Origin of the sequence: Pseudomonas sp. PvP100 (assembly GCF_017833055.1) — a bacterium.
GTDB classification, from domain to species: Bacteria; Pseudomonadota; Gammaproteobacteria; order Pseudomonadales; family Pseudomonadaceae; genus Aquipseudomonas; species Aquipseudomonas syringae.
On record NZ_JAFIBO010000001.1, the window covers coordinates 3,333,327 to 3,350,095 of the forward strand.

Annotated in this window: 12 protein-coding genes; 7 read left to right on the plus strand and 5 right to left on the minus strand. The window is 56.6% G+C overall.

All coding sequences use genetic code 11. From position 1 onward, the window contains the following. Positions 1 to 25 precede the first annotated feature (25 nt). Positions 26 to 2,845, minus strand: coding sequence for an RHS repeat-associated core domain-containing protein (locus JOE39_RS14145; RefSeq protein ID WP_210078621.1), 2,820 nt, complete (start codon positions 2,843 to 2,845; stop codon positions 26 to 28). A gap of 476 nt (positions 2,846 to 3,321) precedes the next feature. Between JOE39_RS14145 and JOE39_RS14155 the strand changes: the two genes are divergently transcribed. From JOE39_RS14155 to JOE39_RS14190, 7 genes are all read left to right on the plus strand, one after another. Further along, the gene (locus tag JOE39_RS14155) at positions 3,322 to 7,656 is read left to right on the plus strand and encodes a SpvB/TcaC N-terminal domain-containing protein (RefSeq protein WP_210078620.1); all 4,335 of its coding nucleotides are present in this window, start codon (positions 3,322 to 3,324) and stop codon (positions 7,654 to 7,656) included. Further along, positions 7,649 to 10,465, plus strand: coding sequence for an RHS repeat-associated core domain-containing protein (locus tag JOE39_RS26350; RefSeq protein ID WP_348529906.1), 2,817 nt, complete (start codon positions 7,649 to 7,651; stop codon positions 10,463 to 10,465). The genes JOE39_RS14155 and JOE39_RS26350 overlap by 8 nt, the downstream gene beginning before the upstream one ends. A gap of 217 nt (positions 10,466 to 10,682) precedes the next feature. After that, positions 10,683 to 11,171, plus strand: coding sequence for a type VI secretion system tube protein Hcp (locus JOE39_RS14165; protein ID WP_003345343.1), 489 nt, complete (start codon positions 10,683 to 10,685; stop codon positions 11,169 to 11,171). Positions 11,172 to 11,221: 50 nt separating this feature from the next. Then, a complete protein-coding gene (locus JOE39_RS14170) occupies positions 11,222 to 11,725 on the plus strand; it encodes a type VI secretion system amidase effector protein Tae4 (RefSeq protein WP_003395262.1) in 504 nt (167 codons plus the stop codon). Next, positions 11,722 to 12,162 (plus strand): type VI secretion system amidase immunity protein Tai4, encoded by a 441-nt coding sequence (locus JOE39_RS14175; RefSeq protein ID WP_003424371.1) that lies wholly within the window; start codon positions 11,722 to 11,724, stop codon positions 12,160 to 12,162. Before JOE39_RS14170 ends, JOE39_RS14175 begins: the two co-directional genes overlap by 4 nt. Before the next feature lie 22 nt (positions 12,163 to 12,184). Then, complete coding sequence (locus JOE39_RS14180) at positions 12,185 to 12,625, plus strand: type VI secretion system amidase immunity protein Tai4 (RefSeq protein WP_057445446.1); 441 nt, start codon at positions 12,185 to 12,187, stop codon at positions 12,623 to 12,625. Between the two features lie 571 nt (positions 12,626 to 13,196). Beyond that, positions 13,197 to 13,430, plus strand: a complete 234-nt coding sequence (locus JOE39_RS14190; RefSeq protein ID WP_003313478.1) for a DUF3077 domain-containing protein — start codon at positions 13,197 to 13,199, stop codon at positions 13,428 to 13,430. 41 nt (positions 13,431 to 13,471) lie between these two features. Here the strand turns inward: JOE39_RS14190 and JOE39_RS14195 are convergent, their stop codons facing one another. The 4 genes from JOE39_RS14195 to JOE39_RS14210 form a co-directional block, all read right to left on the minus strand. After that, positions 13,472 to 14,629, minus strand: a complete 1,158-nt coding sequence (locus JOE39_RS14195) for a phosphatidylserine/phosphatidylglycerophosphate/cardiolipin synthase family protein (RefSeq protein ID WP_003313479.1) — start codon at positions 14,627 to 14,629, stop codon at positions 13,472 to 13,474. A 1-nt stretch (position 14,630) separates the two neighbouring features. Further along, a complete protein-coding gene (locus tag JOE39_RS14200) occupies positions 14,631 to 15,212 on the minus strand; it encodes a YceI family protein (RefSeq protein ID WP_004416281.1) in 582 nt (193 codons plus the stop codon). An 89-nt stretch (positions 15,213 to 15,301) separates the two neighbouring features. Continuing rightward, a complete protein-coding gene (locus tag JOE39_RS14205; protein WP_003395271.1) occupies positions 15,302 to 15,631 on the minus strand; it encodes a hypothetical protein in 330 nt (109 codons plus the stop codon). Further along, positions 15,628 to 16,734, minus strand: a complete 1,107-nt coding sequence (locus JOE39_RS14210; protein ID WP_210078619.1) for a serine hydrolase — start codon at positions 16,732 to 16,734, stop codon at positions 15,628 to 15,630. Before JOE39_RS14210 ends, JOE39_RS14205 begins: the two co-directional genes overlap by 4 nt. Between the last annotated feature and the right edge of the window lie 35 nt (positions 16,735 to 16,769).

Consider the following 16,769-nt stretch of genomic DNA (forward strand, 5'->3'; position numbering starts at 1 on the left):
TTCGCGCGACCACAGCATCCTGCATCTACTTAACATAGCCTCGCGCCTTCATTTTTGAAACAACCTGCTCTCTTCCGAGAAAAAGCCCTAAAAACGCAATATTATCTGCATTATTACGCAGGATGCGGTCCCGGACACCCGGGTACTTTAAGCGGTTAACGTTGATATCTTGAAGACTACGGGTTGCAAACAGACCTGTTACATCACCTGTCGTCAGCTTACCTTCGCTAATCATGCTATCAATATTCGAAAATATGACGTGATCATGCTGCCCTGCTGTAATATGACTTGCCGACTCTAACATGCTCTGCAAATGCTCATCCACGTTACCGGATGTTAGCTGCTCAACACCTTCATCCCGATTGACGCTCGCATTCATATAAATGTAATCATTCGAACGCCTCTGCGTGGTATGGGAAATTTCATGGCCCATTACCAGCGCGGTTCCCAGCACATGAAAATCCAATACCTCACGCCCTAAAAATATTCTTTTGTGTGGGTCGTTTGAAAAGGTAAGACCCTGAGTACCTGGCTGCCTGCCAAAGACGGCAAACTGATTAAACCCGTGCCCTGCCGTATAATCCTGCACCACGTCGTTCAAGCTCGCGTACTGACTGGCCATTTCGGGCATTTGTGCCAGTGATGTATACCCCATGACATTCCAGACGACGACTTTTTGCGTTTCAGTTAAATCTCCGCTATTAAAAACACGTTGACTCTCCTTATAGGCCACTTCAACAACCTCAAGGGCATGACCCAGCTTATCTGTCGGAGGCTTCTTCAACAGTTTTATATTTTCTCTGCCTCGAGCGATGAGGGTGAGGCCACTTGAACTGGCCTGCTGCTCGTAACCGTCTTGAAAGCCCTGATAAGGTCGATGTTGCAAACCCGCTATATCTTTATTTCGTAACGGACTATTCCCAACCATTGCATAAAAATTCAACCCATCCACAGCCCCCGCCGGGTCCGGATTGATCCACCGCTGCAACCACGGCGCGTAATACCTGAAGCCGTAATAATAAAGCCCGCTGGCGTCACGCTCTTTACCCGAATAACGCACTGTCTTGTACTTGGCCTCCACTGCACTGCGCGCCGCCCACCAGGCCGTGCCGCCAAAGGGGTAATAACTTTCCTGGCTGATCAGGCCGCCTTGCTGATCAAGCTCCAGCGTGCTCGAGCCCAGATGATCACCCAGGCTGTAACGCACCTGATCGTTCGCAATAGCGCCTGGTTTTCCGGCTTCCCAGTGCAAGACCCGCACGCTGTTGCGACCCGCCTGAGCCGTAACGACGTGAAGAGTTTCTCCATCGGCCGTGGTCCGAACTTCCAGTCCCGGCAGGTAGCGAACTTCATTGGTCAGTGTGCGACCTGATGCCTGCGCGGTGCTGATCTTGCGACAACGCTGACCCTGGCCGTCATAGACATAGCGTTCCTCATCGTTCGACCCGTCTTCACGTTGCACAGTGGTGATGTGCTGCAACTGGTTACGCGCATCCCAGCCCATAACCTGCCCGCGAACCAGTTGCAGCAGATTGCCATTGGCATCAAAACTCTTAGCGAAATCCACATCCCCGTCATCGTCCGGCAGGCTGCGATTGCTGTCCGGTGCAACGTGCATGTTGCGGGTGAAGTTGTGTGCGCCTTCGTGGCGCATTTGCAGCAGGTTACCCGCAGCGTCGTAGCTGTAACGCTGTGTGTAGTTGCTGACCTGGCAAGGATCGAGCGTCGGCAGAGGTTGCAGACCAGGTAGCGCCGGACCATGGCTGGCCCCGTTTCTGACCTCCCGCCCCGTGGCTTCGATCAACTGATACAACGTGTCGTAACAGTAACGGTTTATCGGCTCGATACGCTGATTGCCGCAATACCGGTCTGGTTGCGAGGCATCGTTGATGAGTAGAACGTTACCTGCCGGGTCATAGCTGTAGTTCAGTTTTTGCAACACTGAGCCGTCGGCAGATAGCGCACTGAGCTCAGTCAGCCGACCGTCCTGTTGATCATACACATAGCGACTGACCACACCATTTCCTGCGGTCTCCTGCTCGACCTGATTGAACGCGTCGTAGTGAATGGCACTGACCATCGTTTGCGGCTGTTCCGTATTGGCCAGGGTCAGTTCAACAGCGCGCAGTTGCCCATCCACACCGTGGCTGAAACGCTGGACGTTACTGTTGGCGTCAGTCTGCACCTGCGCTTCGCCCTGCGCGTTGAAAGCCCAGCGTGTCTGCAGGCCGACCGGCTCGAGCAGTGCATCACGATCAGGCTCGGCAAGTGGCCAGTCCGGGCTGTCGGGCGACTGCAGGAAGTACCTTTTTTCGCTCAACGCCCTACCCGACAGTCCATAGTCCAGCAGCAAACGCGAGCCTGCCGTATCGTCATGGCGAATCAGTTGATTGCACTGGTTATGCTCAGCAGTGGCAGGCCCGCCATAAGTGAAGCGCTCGGTCATTCGGCCTGATTCGTTGATCGCCAAAGGGCGCAACAGCCTGTCGTATTCGATCTGGCGCGGGTTGTCACGTCCGTCACAGCTGTCGACTAACTGCCCCGCTTCGCCGTTCAGGCTCACCCGCCAACCTGAGTCGACACTGTTCGATAGCAGCAAAGCCCCGGACAAGCTGACGATTTGCATCAGGTTCACAGGCGCGCAGACGCCATCTTTCAAACGACTGGAAAAACGTGGATCGCGACTGGCGATCAGTCGCCCGGCCTTGTCGAAATAGTGCTGCGTCACCCTCGCGTCAACAGGCTGACCATCAGCGCCACGATAGAACTGCACACTGCGTACCGGCAGACCCCGTGAATCGCTGACCGCCAATTGCGGCGTGTTGGTGTGCGTGATCGAGCTCATCCTTGAAACCTCTACCCGCCGTTAGTGACGCCCTTCAACCATAACAGCAGACAAACGGAAGCACGCGGCTTGGTCAAGAACCAATAGGCATAACCGTTGGGTAGTCAATCGCCAATGAATATACCTTCAGCGTCGGTCGCTAATACTCTGTTTTGATGAGAAATTTTTGGTGTTGTTGAGGGTTGACTGACACTTTTGTCAGCTAGACGCGAGCGCCATGGTAAACAAGGCTGGGTCATGACCACCGGAGAGCCGGACATGACCGAGCACCCCTTCTCCCTGTTACGCAACCTGGCCCGTTTTCAACTTCGACGATGAGCGCTATCTGCCGTTCGAGGGCACTGGCGCAATCTCTCGCTGGACCCTGAGCTTTTCCAACCCGGCGGCGCAGCGCGACATGATCGACTCGATCACCGACATTATCGTGCACATGCGCTACACGGCGAAAAGCCGTTAACCGACTGGGAGCAAGCTCCATGGAAGCTCAATCGCAAAATCAATCGCCGCCGTCCCTGCAACCGGCTGTAGCCACTCCGTCATTACCCAAAGGCGGTGGCGCGATTCAAAGCATCGGCAAGGGCTGGGGAGCCGTTGGCACCAACGGCGCGGCGTCACTGGAAATCGCCCTGCCGATCAGCCAGGGCCGCGGTTACGCGCCCGCCCTGTCGCTGAGTTATCAGAGCACTTCCGGCAACGGCGTATTCGGACTTGGCTGGAACCTGAACACCAGCAAAGTGGCGCGTCGTGCCAGCAAGGGCGTACCGAACTACACCGACGACGACCTCATTTTCGGCCCCGGAGGCGATGTCTGCCTGCCCGAACGCGACGACAGCGGCGCGCTGGTTTCGAGTCAGGTCAGCCGCTACAACGGTCATGATTTGAATGAGACTTATCAGGTGGTGCGTTACTTCAGCCGAGTCGAAGGGGCCTTTGCGCGCGTCGAGCATTGGCGCGTAGACATTGCAGATCCCGGCTTCTGGCTGATCCACGGCGCCGACGGCAGCCTGAACCTTTATGGCAGGAGGACCTCGTCGCGCATTGCCGACCCGGCAGACATGAATCGGGTTGCCGAATGGTTGCTGGATGAAAGCATGAATGCCGTCGGCGAACACATCCTCTATGAGTACAAGCCCGAAGACCATCAGGGCCTGGCGGAGGATCACCCGAGAAACTTCCGCGCCCAACGCTACCTGAGCCGGGTTCGCTACGGCAATGCCAAGGCGCACCCCGTACTTTACCTGTGGCAGGAAGATTCGCTGGACGGTTTGCTATGGCATTTCGACCTGATATTCGACTATGACCAGCGCGACACCCGCAGTGACCCGCCCCCCGAATACGATGAGCAATTTACCTGGCCGGTGCGCAGTGATCCGCATTCAGGTTTCGCCTATGGTTTTGAGCTGGGTAATCTGCGCCTGTGCCGGCAGGTTCTGATGTTCCATCACTTCCCGGATGAGCTCGGAGAAGCCCCGCTGCTGACCCGGCGACTGCTGCTGGAGCATTATCAGACAGCTCTCGGCTACAACCTGCTGAGCGCAGCGCATTCGCAGGCATGGGATGGTACGGACTGGCGGCGCGTCGATCAGCAACCTCCTGTGCAATTTCAATACACCGATTTCAGTCTTGAGTCAGGCATCTACACGCCGCTGGAGCCCATGGCCGGTTTGAATGACGGCCAGCAATACCAGTTGGTCGATCTGTATGGCGACGGCTTGCCCGGCATTCTGTATCGAGACGACAAGGCGTGGCTTTATCGCGAACCGGTCCGTGATACCGCTGGCACAGCGGACGCCGTTGCCTACGGAACCTGTCAACCGCTACCCCGCATCCCCACGGCTGATTCAGCCACACCGGTACGTCAGGTCCTCACGGATCTGACCGGCGACGGGCGGCTGGACTGGGTTGTCGCCCAGCCGGGAATGGCCGGATTCTTTACGCTCAACCCTGATCGAAGCTGGTCGAACTACGCCACGTTCTCGGCTTTTCCTACAGAGTTTTTCCACCCGCAAGGCCAGATGGCGGACCTTGTAGGCGACGGGCTGTCAGATCTGGCCTTGATTGGCCCACGTAGCGTTCGCCTGTATGCCAACCGTCGAGCCGATGGATTCGCCGCAGCAGTGGACATCCCTCACGACGAGGATCGCCTGCCATTGCTCAGCGACAGTTCCACTGAACTCGTGGCGTTTAGCGACCTGCTGGGTACGGGGCAACAACACCTGATCCGGATCCGGCACAACGAGATCCGCGTCTGGCCAAACCTGGGCCGAGGCCGGTTCGGCAAGGGCCAGTTGTTTGCCACCCTGCCCTACACCTATGAGGTCTTTGATTCGAGCCAGGTGCGGCTGGCCGACCTGGACGGTTCAGGTGCCAGTGACGTGCTGTACCTGCAAGCCGATGGCTTTCAGGTCTTCATGAACCGGGGCGGCAACGGTCTGGCCGCGCCCTTCGATCAGCCCTGGCCGGAGGGCGTGCGTTATGACCGGTTCTGCCAGTTCAGTGCGGTCGATCTGCTGGGCCTGGGTTTCTCCAGCCTGGTGCTGACCGTACCGCACATGGCGCCACGGCACTGGAGCCTTTATTACGCGGAGGACCGGGCAGGCTCGGTGCGCAAACCTTATTTGCTGAAGGCCTCGGATAACAATCTCGGTGCTGCCGGAGAAGTCAGCTATCGCAGTTCGGCCCAAGAATGGCTGGACGAAAAAAACGAGCTGCGGACCGCAGGCAGCGTTGCTGTCTCGGAATTACCGTTCCCGGTTCATGTGGTCGTCAGGCAAACCATGCAGGACAAGGTCACTGGCAATACGCTGACTCAGTTGTTCCGCTATCGACAGGGTTTCTATGACCCTCGCGAACGGGAGTTTCGCGGCTTCGGCCTGCTCCTGCAGACCGACACCGAAACGTCGTCGCAGGATCAGGAAGACTTTACCGCTGCGGTATTGAACAAGACCTGGTTCCACACCGGACGCTATCCTGCCAGACCCTGCACCGACCACGACCGCAGCGACCCACTGGCACGCCTGCCCGGCGAGCATGTGTTGTCCCGACTCGACGCCGCAACCCAGACAGAGCTGCCAATAACGGACGCGGATGACGCGACCTTGCAGGAAATGGCGCGAGCGCTGAGCGGCTCGGTACTGCGCAGCGAAGTCTTTGGACTCGACGCCAGTCAACGTCCCACAGCGCTGTATTCGACGCAGTCCTGCCGCTATCTGGTTCGCCAACTGCAAGCATTGAGCGCACATCGACCCTACGCGTCGATGCTGCCGCTGAGCCTGGAAGTCATCACCTATCGTTACGAGGCCGAGGAACTGGAGGACCCGATGTGCGAACACAGCCTGAACCTGGCGTGGGACCGCTACGGCTCGACGCTCCACTCAGTCAGCGTCAACTATGCCCGGCGCAAGAAACCGGGTGACGCGCCACCCTTTGCGGACCCTCACCAGCAACAATGGTGGGAGGCGTCACACGACGACTCCCAGCAACAGTTCTACCTGAATGAAATGCACGCCGAAGCAATCCACCTGGACAGCCCGCAGAGCTGGCGTCTGGGGCTGCCTTACCGCACACGCGGCGACGCCATGCTCATTCCGGCAAGCGCCTTGACGCCTGAGCAGATCAGCTACGAACAGTTCGCCGATCTGTCCGGGCCCTTCGCAACCTTGCCACGTACGCTCACCAGTCTGTCGGTGCAACGCTACATCGGTTGCGGCGATGGCGAGGCGACCTTTCAGGCGCTGGCTGACGCCGTTGAAACGGCTGAACTGGATGATCATGCACTGAGCGCCTATGAGCGGGTCATGGACAGCGTCACTCTGGCCGAAAAACTCGTCAAGATCGGTTATCAGCAGATGCCAAGCTTTCTGCCAGCAGACAGCCTGAATCTATGGTCGGTAAAACGCGGCTTCGCCACCTATGCGGGTCAGGAGCACTTCTTTCATCCCACTCAGTTCAGGCCCACGCGCAGTCACGGCTGGAGTCTCGTCGAATACGACGCCTACCATCTGTTCGCGACTCGCATCACCGACCCGGCAGGCTGCGTCACTACCGCTGAATACGATTATCGTGTGCTGCAACCAAAACGAATCATCGACCCCAACCAGAACAGTCAGGAAGCTGATTACGACGCCTTCGGCAGAATATGGGCAACCAGCTTTTACGGCACGGAACTGGGTGAGGCAGTCGGTTTTCCTCCACTCAATCGCGCCGCGCATTATTGGTCTTCTGCCGGCGAGGTAGCGCTGCAACCCGAATACGCTCTGGGAAGACAAGCCAGCGCGCTCTATTACGACGGCAACACGGCTCTGGGGCAGGTCCACATCCCGCTGGCCACCGCTGCCCTCGCGGCAGACCGCTACCCGGAAGACCTGGACAGGCAGATCCGCATCAGCATGGCGTCGATAGACGGCTTCGGTCGCACGCTGCAAACCCGTCAAAAGGTGGAGGACGGCAACGCCTATTCAGTCGATGAATGGGGCAATCTCGAACTGGTCGGCGGTGAACCGAAAATTGTCCACGCATCACCGCGCTGGCGTGTCAGTGAACGTGTGGAATACAACAATAAAGGCCTGGCGGTGCGCGTTTACCGGCCGTATTTCGCCAACAGTCATCTGTATGTGAACGACGCATCGATACGCTCACAAAACATTGTCGACAAACAGTTCTACGACCCGCTGGGGCGTCCGACCATCACAATCACCGCCAAAGGCTGGATGCGCCGACAGACCTATCGGGTCTGGTACACCATCAGTGAGGACGAAAACGATACAGCCGAGGAAGTGCTGGCCGCGAGAAAGGCAGCCGAGCGTGGTTAATAGCGCGGTACATTCCCATACGCCGGAACTGCTCGTTTCCGAGGTTCGTGGGCTGGTCGTGCGCCAGGTCCTCTTACATCGAACAGAAGCCGCAGAAGCCGCCGCAATGCGGGTTACCAGGCAGCGTTTCGACCTGGCAGGCAGAATGATCGCCGCCACTGATCCACGTCTGGCCGACGCCAACCGGAGCACTGTCTACAGCCTTGGCGGCAACGCGTTGGCCGCCGAGAGCGTCGATGCCGGCTGGCGAGTTGCGCTGTTCGGCGAGGCTGGCCAGGTCTTGAATGGCTGGGACGCTCGCGGTAACGAGCGGCAGTTAGAGTACGACCTGCTGTTACGCCTGAGAAACATCATCGAACAAAATCGGTGTGCTGAGCGGTTCACTTATGGCCAGAAAGATGCGGCAGGACACAACCAGTGCAATCAACTGGTCCGCCATGACGATACGGCGGGCTCGCGCTTGCTGCAGGATTACAGCCTGCATGGGTCGGTACTCAGTGAAACACGACATTTCATGCTCGCCGCAGAAGCAGCGGACTGGCCATCAGCCGAGCCTGATCGTAATGAGCTGGTGGAGCCGGCCGGCCTTCAGACCTGTCGCGTTTTCAACGCACAAGGTGAAGTGCTGACGCAGACCGATGCCAGTGGTAATAGCCAGCTTTCGACTCATAATCTGGCCGGTCAGCTGCACAGCACAGACCTGATATTGAACGGCAGCATGCATGCGCGGACGCTGGTCAGCGCGATTCGCTATAGCGCCTTCAACCAGGTCGAACAGGAAACAGCGGGCAATGGCGTAGTCAGCCTTTACGCCTATGATCAGCAGGACGGCAGGCTGATCGGGCTGAGCGCGATCTCTGCTGACGGCACGCTGCTGCAGCAACTCAATTACAGCTATGACCCGGTGGGCAATATCCTGCTCGTCAACGATACCTCGCAACCAGACCGGTATTGCGACAACCAGCTTATCGAACCGATCAGCCGTTACCGTTACGACACGCTGTATCAGTTGATCGAAGCCACTGGCCGGGAGGTGAGAAACGGGGCCAGCCATGGTCCGGCGCTGCCCGGTCTGCAACCTGTTCCGACGCTCGATCCTTGCCAGGTCAGCAACTACAGACAGAATTACAGCTACGACGCAGCGGGCAATCTGCTGCAAATGCGCCACGAAGGCGCGCACAACTTCACCCGCAACATGCACGTTGATCCCGACAGCAATCGCAGCCTGCCCGACGATGACGGGGATGTGGATTTCGCTACGAGTTTTGATGCCAATGGCAATCTGCTGCAACTGGTTCGCGGGCAGGTTATGGGCTGGGATGCGCGTAACCAGTTGCAGCACATCACCACTGTGCAGCGTAAAGACGCACCGAACGATGACGAACGCTATGTCTATGACGGCCAGGGTCAACGTTGTCGCAAGATCAGCACCGCGCAGGCATCAGGTCGCACACTGACCAATGAAGTTCGCTACCTGCCGGGACTGGAAGTTCGGACCACGGCCGATGGAGAAACTCTTCACGTCGTTACGGCTCAGGCGGGTCGCAACAGTGTGCGGGGGTTGCACTGGGAGGCTGGAAAACCGGGCGCTGTTGAGAACGATCAGGTGCGTTACAGCCTGGGTGATCATCTGGGCTCAAGCACGCTGGAGCTTGATCAGCAAGGCGGTCTGATCAACCAGGAAAATTATTACCCCTTTGGCGGTACGGCCTGGTGGGCGGCGCGCAGTGCAGTGGAAGCGAAGTACAAGACAGTGCGTTACTCGGGTAAGGAGCGCGATGCGAGCGGGCTTTATTATTACGGGTTCAGGTATTACGCGCCGTGGCTACAGCGGTGGATAAATCCGGATGTATCCGGCGAGGATACTGACCTTAATCTTTATAGAATGCTAAAAAACAACCCTCTTAATCATGTTGACCTGAAAGGTAACGTAGCCATACCCCTTAACGCACATTTTTACTGGGAAGGTGGCGACATTCCAATACCGCACCTGCAGAACATGCTGCTTTTTAAAGAAATAAATCCCGACTACCAAGTCAATGTGTGGACCTCCAAGGTAAAGCACCTACTAAACCCATTAGCTGAAATGAGTGAAAGCAATGACCCTGCCGAACGCCATCTGGCATTGGCGCATGGCGATTCGTTAATACAGTGCAATCCTGAAGAGCTATTCAGCTCACTGGGCCAGGCCTACCCAAACGCAAAAAAAATCGAAGCGATCTATAGCCGCGAGACAAATGGGCCTTATAAGAATTACGCTGCAGCCAGCGATATAATAGAGCTGGCCTCAACTTACATGGAGGGAGGCCTGTACATGGACGCGGATATCGCGGTCGGACAGCCGCTCGGGAGCCTCGATGCACCCAATGGATTTCTTGTACACATTGAAGACAATTTGACGTCTAACGCCGTACTCGCCTCCGAACCCCGAGGCAAAATGGCTGGTGAAATAATGGACACCATCGTTGACCTTTACACAACAAGCCCTAGTATGATGGAGAACAATGAAAATTATGGATGGAAAACGAAACGAAGTACCCCGGGTGAAGGACTATTCAGCCGATTGAAGTTAACCATGCACATGACCGGCCCCTGGTTGATCCGCAGCTTCCTGCCGGCAACCGCGGAAGAAAATAAAGCATACGCCGTACCTCACGATAAGTTTTTCTACCGTGAGACACCCCGCACAGATAACATGCAACCGGAACAACGATCACTGTCCAACATTTTTTTTCGCGGTTTCAAGCGCGGACTAAATGGTGAAGGACGCTGGACAAATGTCCGCCCTGGCAGAAGAGCTTCAATATAATAAAACTTGAAACGTGATATTACAATGCGCTGAGCAAGGCAATAACAATAAAGCCAACACACTTAAATCTGTACTACATTTCCCACAAAAAATGGAGATATTTCAGTGCATTGCAAAGGTTGCTGACCACCGCGTTCGATAAAAATAAAGATTACGCTGCTGAAACATATGGATACCTGTATGCAACGTAAGACCGATCGAACGTGGAGTTTTAAACATGGCATTTGACGCATATATCAAAATCGAAGGCATTCCAGGCGAAGCGCTGGATGACCGCTACAAGGACTGCATCGAGATCACCGGGTATGGTTTCGGCATGCACCAAAGTACCTCCGCCACGGCGAGCTCTTCAGGAGGCGCCTCGTCGGGTCGGACGTCCTTGAGTGATTTCACGTTCACCAAATCACTGGACAAGTCGAGCTGCAAGCTCATGGAAAGTTTGTGCGCGGGCAAGCACCTGAAGGAAGTCGTCTTGTCACTGCATCGTGCAGGCGGAGACAAGGTCAAATACTTTGAAGTGCTGCTGGAAGAAGTCATCATTTCCAACTACACCCAGCATGCCAACGATGGCATCCCCAGCGAGACCATCAGCCTAAACTACGGAAAAATCAAAACCACCTACACCCAGCAGAAAAGATCTGACGGTGCCGGTGGAGGGAATGTCTCAGGTGGCTGGAACCGTATCAACAACAAGGTCTATTCCTGACATCTTGAAAGCGCACGTATCAAACGTCACGACATGATCAAGGAAGGACTATGGCACGGCCATTTTTTACCGCCGCCTGGGCGGCTTCGCAACATATTTATGATCCGGTAGCGCCGGAAAAGCGAGTGGCAGAGGTGATTGGGGGGTTCGTCGCGAAGAACATAAACAACCCCGACCCGTTACAAAGATGGGAAAACACCTGCGCCGTCCGAATAAGCTACATATTAAACTACGCGGGCTCAGCAGTTCCCAGAACCCTTGGTGAAACAGTAACCGGAGGCGATAATAAACAATACTTTTACAGAATTGAAAACCTGATCGCCTTTTTGAAAAACAGCTGGGGAAAACCTGAAATAGTTAGGTACCCACCCTCTAATGGCGGAGCGCTGAAAAACAAAAGAGGAATTATAATATTTGAAATATCGGGTTGGAGTAACGCCAGAGGCCACGCAACGCTATTCGACGGAAACGCCTGCTATGATCATTGCTATTTTAATGAGCATGACGTTAATTACCGTACAGACAGGGCTAATTTCTGGAGCCTTACGCAATGAAATCACTTTTTACGACCGTACTGGCCTGCTGCTCGCTCACCGCGCTTACTATTCATGCATCTGCTCAGCCATCATCGCCGGAAGGTATGTATAGAACACACGCGCAAAACTATAAAGACATGGTTCTTGCCACCTGCATTGCGAGCGCTTACAAATTCAGTGCCAACGTCGGGACTGACGCTGGCAGTAGCGTCACAGCGTTGCGCGAGTGGGCCAACTATGACTGGGAAAAAAGCCCTGAGAAGCCCAGAGAATTCGTAGACAATTATCTTGCAAGGGACTACACAAACCCTCTTGTCGAATCCGAAATAAAAGGCGTGAAATTTGACTTGCTTAAGTGCCTTGATCTTTACCACAGCAAAGAGCTGGATGCGCAGACAAAAAAAGCCGTAATAAACCCTACACATACCGACGTGCAAGACTACAAGCGACCCTAAACGCGAAATGGAGTTACGTATAATGAGGATACCTTTTGCAATCAAGACAGTATTTCTTGTATTCGCGACAACCAACTGTTTTGCAGACACACTACCTTCATCACCGGAAGGCATGCATAGAAGCTATGCACAGAACTACAAGGACCTGGTGCTCGCTAGCTGCATAGCAAATGCCTATGCGTATGATGTCAAGGTAGGAATTGACGCGGGCAGCAGCGTCACTGCAATGGAAGACTGGGCAAACTACGATTGGGAGGAAGGTCCAGATGAAATCAGAGCGTTGGTAAAAAAATACCTCGCGCGAGACTACACAAACCCTTTGGCCGAATCCCAGATCAAGGGTATAAAATTCGACCTGCTGAAATGCCTGGACATGTATCACAGCAAGGAACTGGACGCGCTGACGAAGAAAGTCGTTACAGATCCAAATCATACCTACATGAAGAATATTAAAAAGCCTTAACGACTCCATTCATGCAACAAGCCTGTCCAGCAAACGCTGCACAGGCTATTTTCATTACATGCGCTCTACTCCGCACATTATCTATAGGGCGGAGACACATCATGCTGATTCACTGTGATCCGATAGCGTCTTAACGTATCGCCCTCGGTGATGTACTGCTTGCTGAAATACTGACAAACAGCCCTCGTCACTTCCCCGCCTACACCGAAAACATCTTCAGAAAACCCATTTCGATAATTCTTGTAGGAAATTATCAGCAGGACACCTCCCTTCCAATTGAAGGAAATTTCCGAGAAAATCCCGGCCTCTTGCGCTTGGCTATTCAGGTCTCTAGCCTTCATCGATCGCTGCCCAATCAGCGATCAGGTTTGGTAGACCTGAGTGACCTGTGCGCAATGCGCCACCTTCTCAAGGCGCATTTTTTCGGCCTGCGTTTATGGTGGCCGTGCGCTTGGCGTCTTCGGACGCACCGGCTTGCCTGGTCACCGGTCTACCAACCTGCGTACGGCCGCCACCCTGATCGTTTGGTAGCGAAAGGGGCGGCTCCTTTCATTGATCAGGAGTTGCAAACATGCCCGATAAAATCGTCCCCGACCCGCCCACCGCCCTGTTCACCGTCAACGCATCCGTCAGCCAGGAAGAGGCGCTCAACTACGCTTCGGATCTGCTGCGCTGCATCATTACGACGGCCTATGAGTCCGGCGACAGCACCCAGGGCACCAGCCGTGATCTGGCGTTTTCGGTGTTGCACATGGCCGAGATGGCCAAAGCCATGGTTGACCGTTCACTGGAATGCATCGTTTGACCAGATGACAAGCCGGGGCCACGATCGGCCCCGCGCAAACCTCAGTTACGCTGATCCAGCAAGTTCACCACCAGCCGGTCGATCCAGCCCCACAAGCGCTGCTTGACCCGTCGCCACAGCGGCCTGGCCTTCCAGTCTGCCAGCGTGGTTTCGGCGCTCAGGGCGAAGTCTTTTTCGAAGCTGGCGACCACGTCGCGGGTCAGCCCGGGGTCGAGGGCTTCGAGGTTGGCTTCCAGGTTGAAGCGCAGGTTCCAGTGATCGAAGTTGCACGAGCCGAGACTCACCCAGTCGTCGATCAGGACCATTTTCAGGTGCAGAAAGCAGGGCTGGTATTCGAACACCTTGACCCCGGCGCGTAGCAGGCGCGGGTAGTAGCGTTGACCGGCATAGCGTACGGACGGGTGATCGGTGCGCGGTCCGGTCAGCAGCAAACGCACATCAACGCCACGCGCCGCCGCCCGGCGCAAGGCGCGGCGAACTTTCCAGGTGGGCAGAAAGTAAGGGGTTGCCAGCCAGATCCGCTTTTGCCCGGTGTTCAGCGCACGCACCAGCGATTGCAGGATGTCGCGGTGCTGGCGGGAATCGGCATACGCCACGCGGCCCAGCCCCTCGCCGGTTGTCGGGGCCTTGGGCAGGTGATCAAGACCGAAGTTTTCTTTCGGACGCCAGGCGAAACGCCGGGCGTTGGCGTGGAACTGCCGGTTGAACAGCGCCTGCCAGTCAATCACCAGCGGCCCGGTGATTTCGACCATCACTTCGTGCCACTGGCTGGCGTCCTTGTCCGGCTCCCAGAACTCGTCGGTCACACCGGTGCCGCCCACCACGGCCAAGGCCTTGTCCACCAACAGCAGTTTGCGATGGTCGCGGTAGAAGTTGCGCACGCCGCGCCGCCAGTGGATCGGATTGTAGAAACGCAGAATCACACCGGCATCGGTCAGTTGCTTGCGCAGGCCGGCGTCGAAGGCTTTTGAACCGAAGTCATCGAACAGGCAGCGCACGATCACGCCACGCCTGCCCGCCTCGACCAGCGCGCGCACGATGGCGTCGGCGCAGGCCCCGGCTTCGACCAGGTACAACTCCAGATCGACCTGCTGCTCGGCGCGATCAATGGCTGCGATCATGCGCGGAAAGAACGCAGGACCGTCGATCAGCAATTGAAAGCGGTTGTTTTCACGCCACGGAAAAATCGCACCGTTCATATCAGCGCGCCGTGAAGATCAGGACAGCCCCGACCGGGACCGAGAGGCTCACCGCCGACAATCCTGCGGCATTGCGCAAAGCCTTGAAATCCGGGGCCATATCGAAATCCTGGGCATGGATCACCAGCGGCTCGAGCGTCACGACCTGAAAGCGCCGCTCGTCGAGACGCGTCGCCAGCAGCTCGGCGTTATAGCTGTGGGTCTTGCCGCGCAGGCTGACGGTCAGCGGTAAACGCAGTTCCAGTTGCGCGCCGGGCGCGAGGTCGTTGATCGGGCGCATGTCGAGCTGCGCATTGATCTGAGCAGTCGGAAACTTGCGCACCTGAAACACCTGCTCTCGAAGGCGCTCGTCGCGCAGAGGGATGCCGGTGCTGACTGAATCGGTTTCAACTTCCACTTCAGCCAGCCCCTTGGCGTCGACTTTGCCATGCAGCACGAGAAAGCGATGCACTTCGGCAATATCGGCATTTTTGGTCGAGGTGAACGAGAGTCGCGACGACTCGTTATCCAGATACCAGTTCGCATGGGCAGGTAACGCCACTGCGGCCAGCAGGACCAGCAGCAGGCGATTCATAGTGAGCATGCAGACTCCAGACTTACAATTGAGGGCCACCTTATCCGCCTGTCTGACCGCTGGCAAACGACTGCGTTCGGCGGCACCCCATCAAGCCCTCATGGCAGCAGGCGACAGCCCTGTCGCTCACCCTGCCACGACGCGCTGCTGGTGCGTCCCAGGCCGCTGGCAATGACCCGTTTCTGACTGCTGTCGTCGACCAGGGTGCTGGGCAGATACTGCTTGATGTAGCCCTGGCAATACGCTTCGGAATTGTTCATGACGTACCTGCATGAGCAGTATTCCTTGGCGGTGTAGGCACTGATGATGGTCGGAAATGCCTGCAGGTTCACACGGTACTGCCAGGCGAGTACGGCAAGTGCGGCAACGATCAGCAACAGCAGGCTGCTGAAGGGACGGCGCAGGATGAACATTCGACGCGTGCTCATTGACCGCCCTCCTTGCCAAACGCGGCCTGTACGCGCTTGAGCATCTCATTGTGGTTGTAGGTACCGTCGCGGTCATCGGCATAACGCACGATCACCAGCTTCTGATCGGGAATCACATACAGCGCCTGCCCCCAATGCCCCAGTGCCGCGAAGGTGTCAGGGGGAGCGTCCGGCCACGGTCCTTTGCCGCCATCGGCAGTACGGTTGAGCCACCATTGGCCTCCGGGCACTTCAACGCTGGCATCCACGCCTGCACCGGCAAATGGCATCAGCGCGAAGTCCATCCACTCCTTGTTGAGCAGTCGCCGATCCTGCCATTGCCCGCCGCGCTGCATCAGCAGGCCGATGCGGGCCAGATCGCGGGCGGTCATGTAGGCATAGGAAGAGCCTACAAATGTACCCGCGCCATCGGTTTCCCAGACGGCACTGCGAATGCCGAGCGGGTCGAACAGCGCGGTCCATGGATAACCCGGATAAGCCTCATCGCCGACCATCTTTTTCAAGGCCGCAGCCAGGACGGTGCTGTCGCCGCTGGAATAAAGGTAAGTCTTGCCGGGGGGTTGGGCAGCGCGGTGATCGGCGGTGAAGCGTGCCATGTCGTCACGCCCGCGGGTGTAGAGCATGGCGACCACCGAGGAGTTGAGCGGAGCGTATTCGTAGTCTTCCTGCCAATCCAGACCCGACGCCCAGTGCATCAGGTCTTTGATGGCGATCTCGGGGTGCGCCTTGAACGGCGTGTAGAACTTCGCCACCGGATCATTCAGTTGAAAGCGCCCTTCTGCAAACGCCACGCCCAGCACTGTCGCCATGACGCTTTTGCTGATCGACCAGGTCAGGTGCGGCGTTTGCGCAGTGGTTACACCGCCGTAGCGCTCGTACACAACTTCGCCATCACGAATCACCAGCAGCGCATCGGTGCGTATGCCCTTGCGCGTGGCGTCGTCACGGGGCGGGAAGGCGTAAGCCTCAAGCTCTTCGATGGCCGCCGATAGCGGCACAGACTGAGAAGGCCATTGCTCTGCCGGCCATGGTTGAGCAACGACTCCCTGAGCACTGAAACCCAGAATCAGAACCAGACACAGACGGACAAATCCACGCGGCATGACAAGGCCTCTACAGAATAATCCGCACACCGTAT

Coding starts and splice junctions, on each gene's coding strand:
- JOE39_RS14175 (WP_003424371.1), top strand. CDS start 11,722: ATGAAATCACTTTTTACGACCGTACTGGCCTGCTGCTCGCTCACCGCG.
- JOE39_RS14190 (WP_003313478.1), top strand. CDS start 13,197: ATGCCCGATAAAATCGTCCCCGACCCGCCCACCGCCCTGTTCACCGTC.
- JOE39_RS14195 (WP_003313479.1), bottom strand. CDS start 14,629: ATGAACGGTGCGATTTTTCCGTGGCGTGAAAACAACCGCTTTCAATTG.
- JOE39_RS14205 (WP_003395271.1), bottom strand. CDS start 15,631: ATGAGCACGCGTCGAATGTTCATCCTGCGCCGTCCCTTCAGCAGCCTG.
- JOE39_RS14180 (WP_057445446.1), top strand. CDS start 12,185: ATGAGGATACCTTTTGCAATCAAGACAGTATTTCTTGTATTCGCGACA.
- JOE39_RS14155 (WP_210078620.1), top strand. CDS start 3,322: ATGGAAGCTCAATCGCAAAATCAATCGCCGCCGTCCCTGCAACCGGCT.
- JOE39_RS14165 (WP_003345343.1), top strand. CDS start 10,683: ATGGCATTTGACGCATATATCAAAATCGAAGGCATTCCAGGCGAAGCG.
- JOE39_RS14200 (WP_004416281.1), bottom strand. CDS start 15,212: ATGCTCACTATGAATCGCCTGCTGCTGGTCCTGCTGGCCGCAGTGGCG.
- JOE39_RS14145 (WP_210078621.1), bottom strand. CDS start 2,845: ATGAGCTCGATCACGCACACCAACACGCCGCAATTGGCGGTCAGCGAT.
- JOE39_RS14210 (WP_210078619.1), bottom strand. CDS start 16,734: ATGCCGCGTGGATTTGTCCGTCTGTGTCTGGTTCTGATTCTGGGTTTC.
- JOE39_RS14170 (WP_003395262.1), top strand. CDS start 11,222: ATGGCACGGCCATTTTTTACCGCCGCCTGGGCGGCTTCGCAACATATT.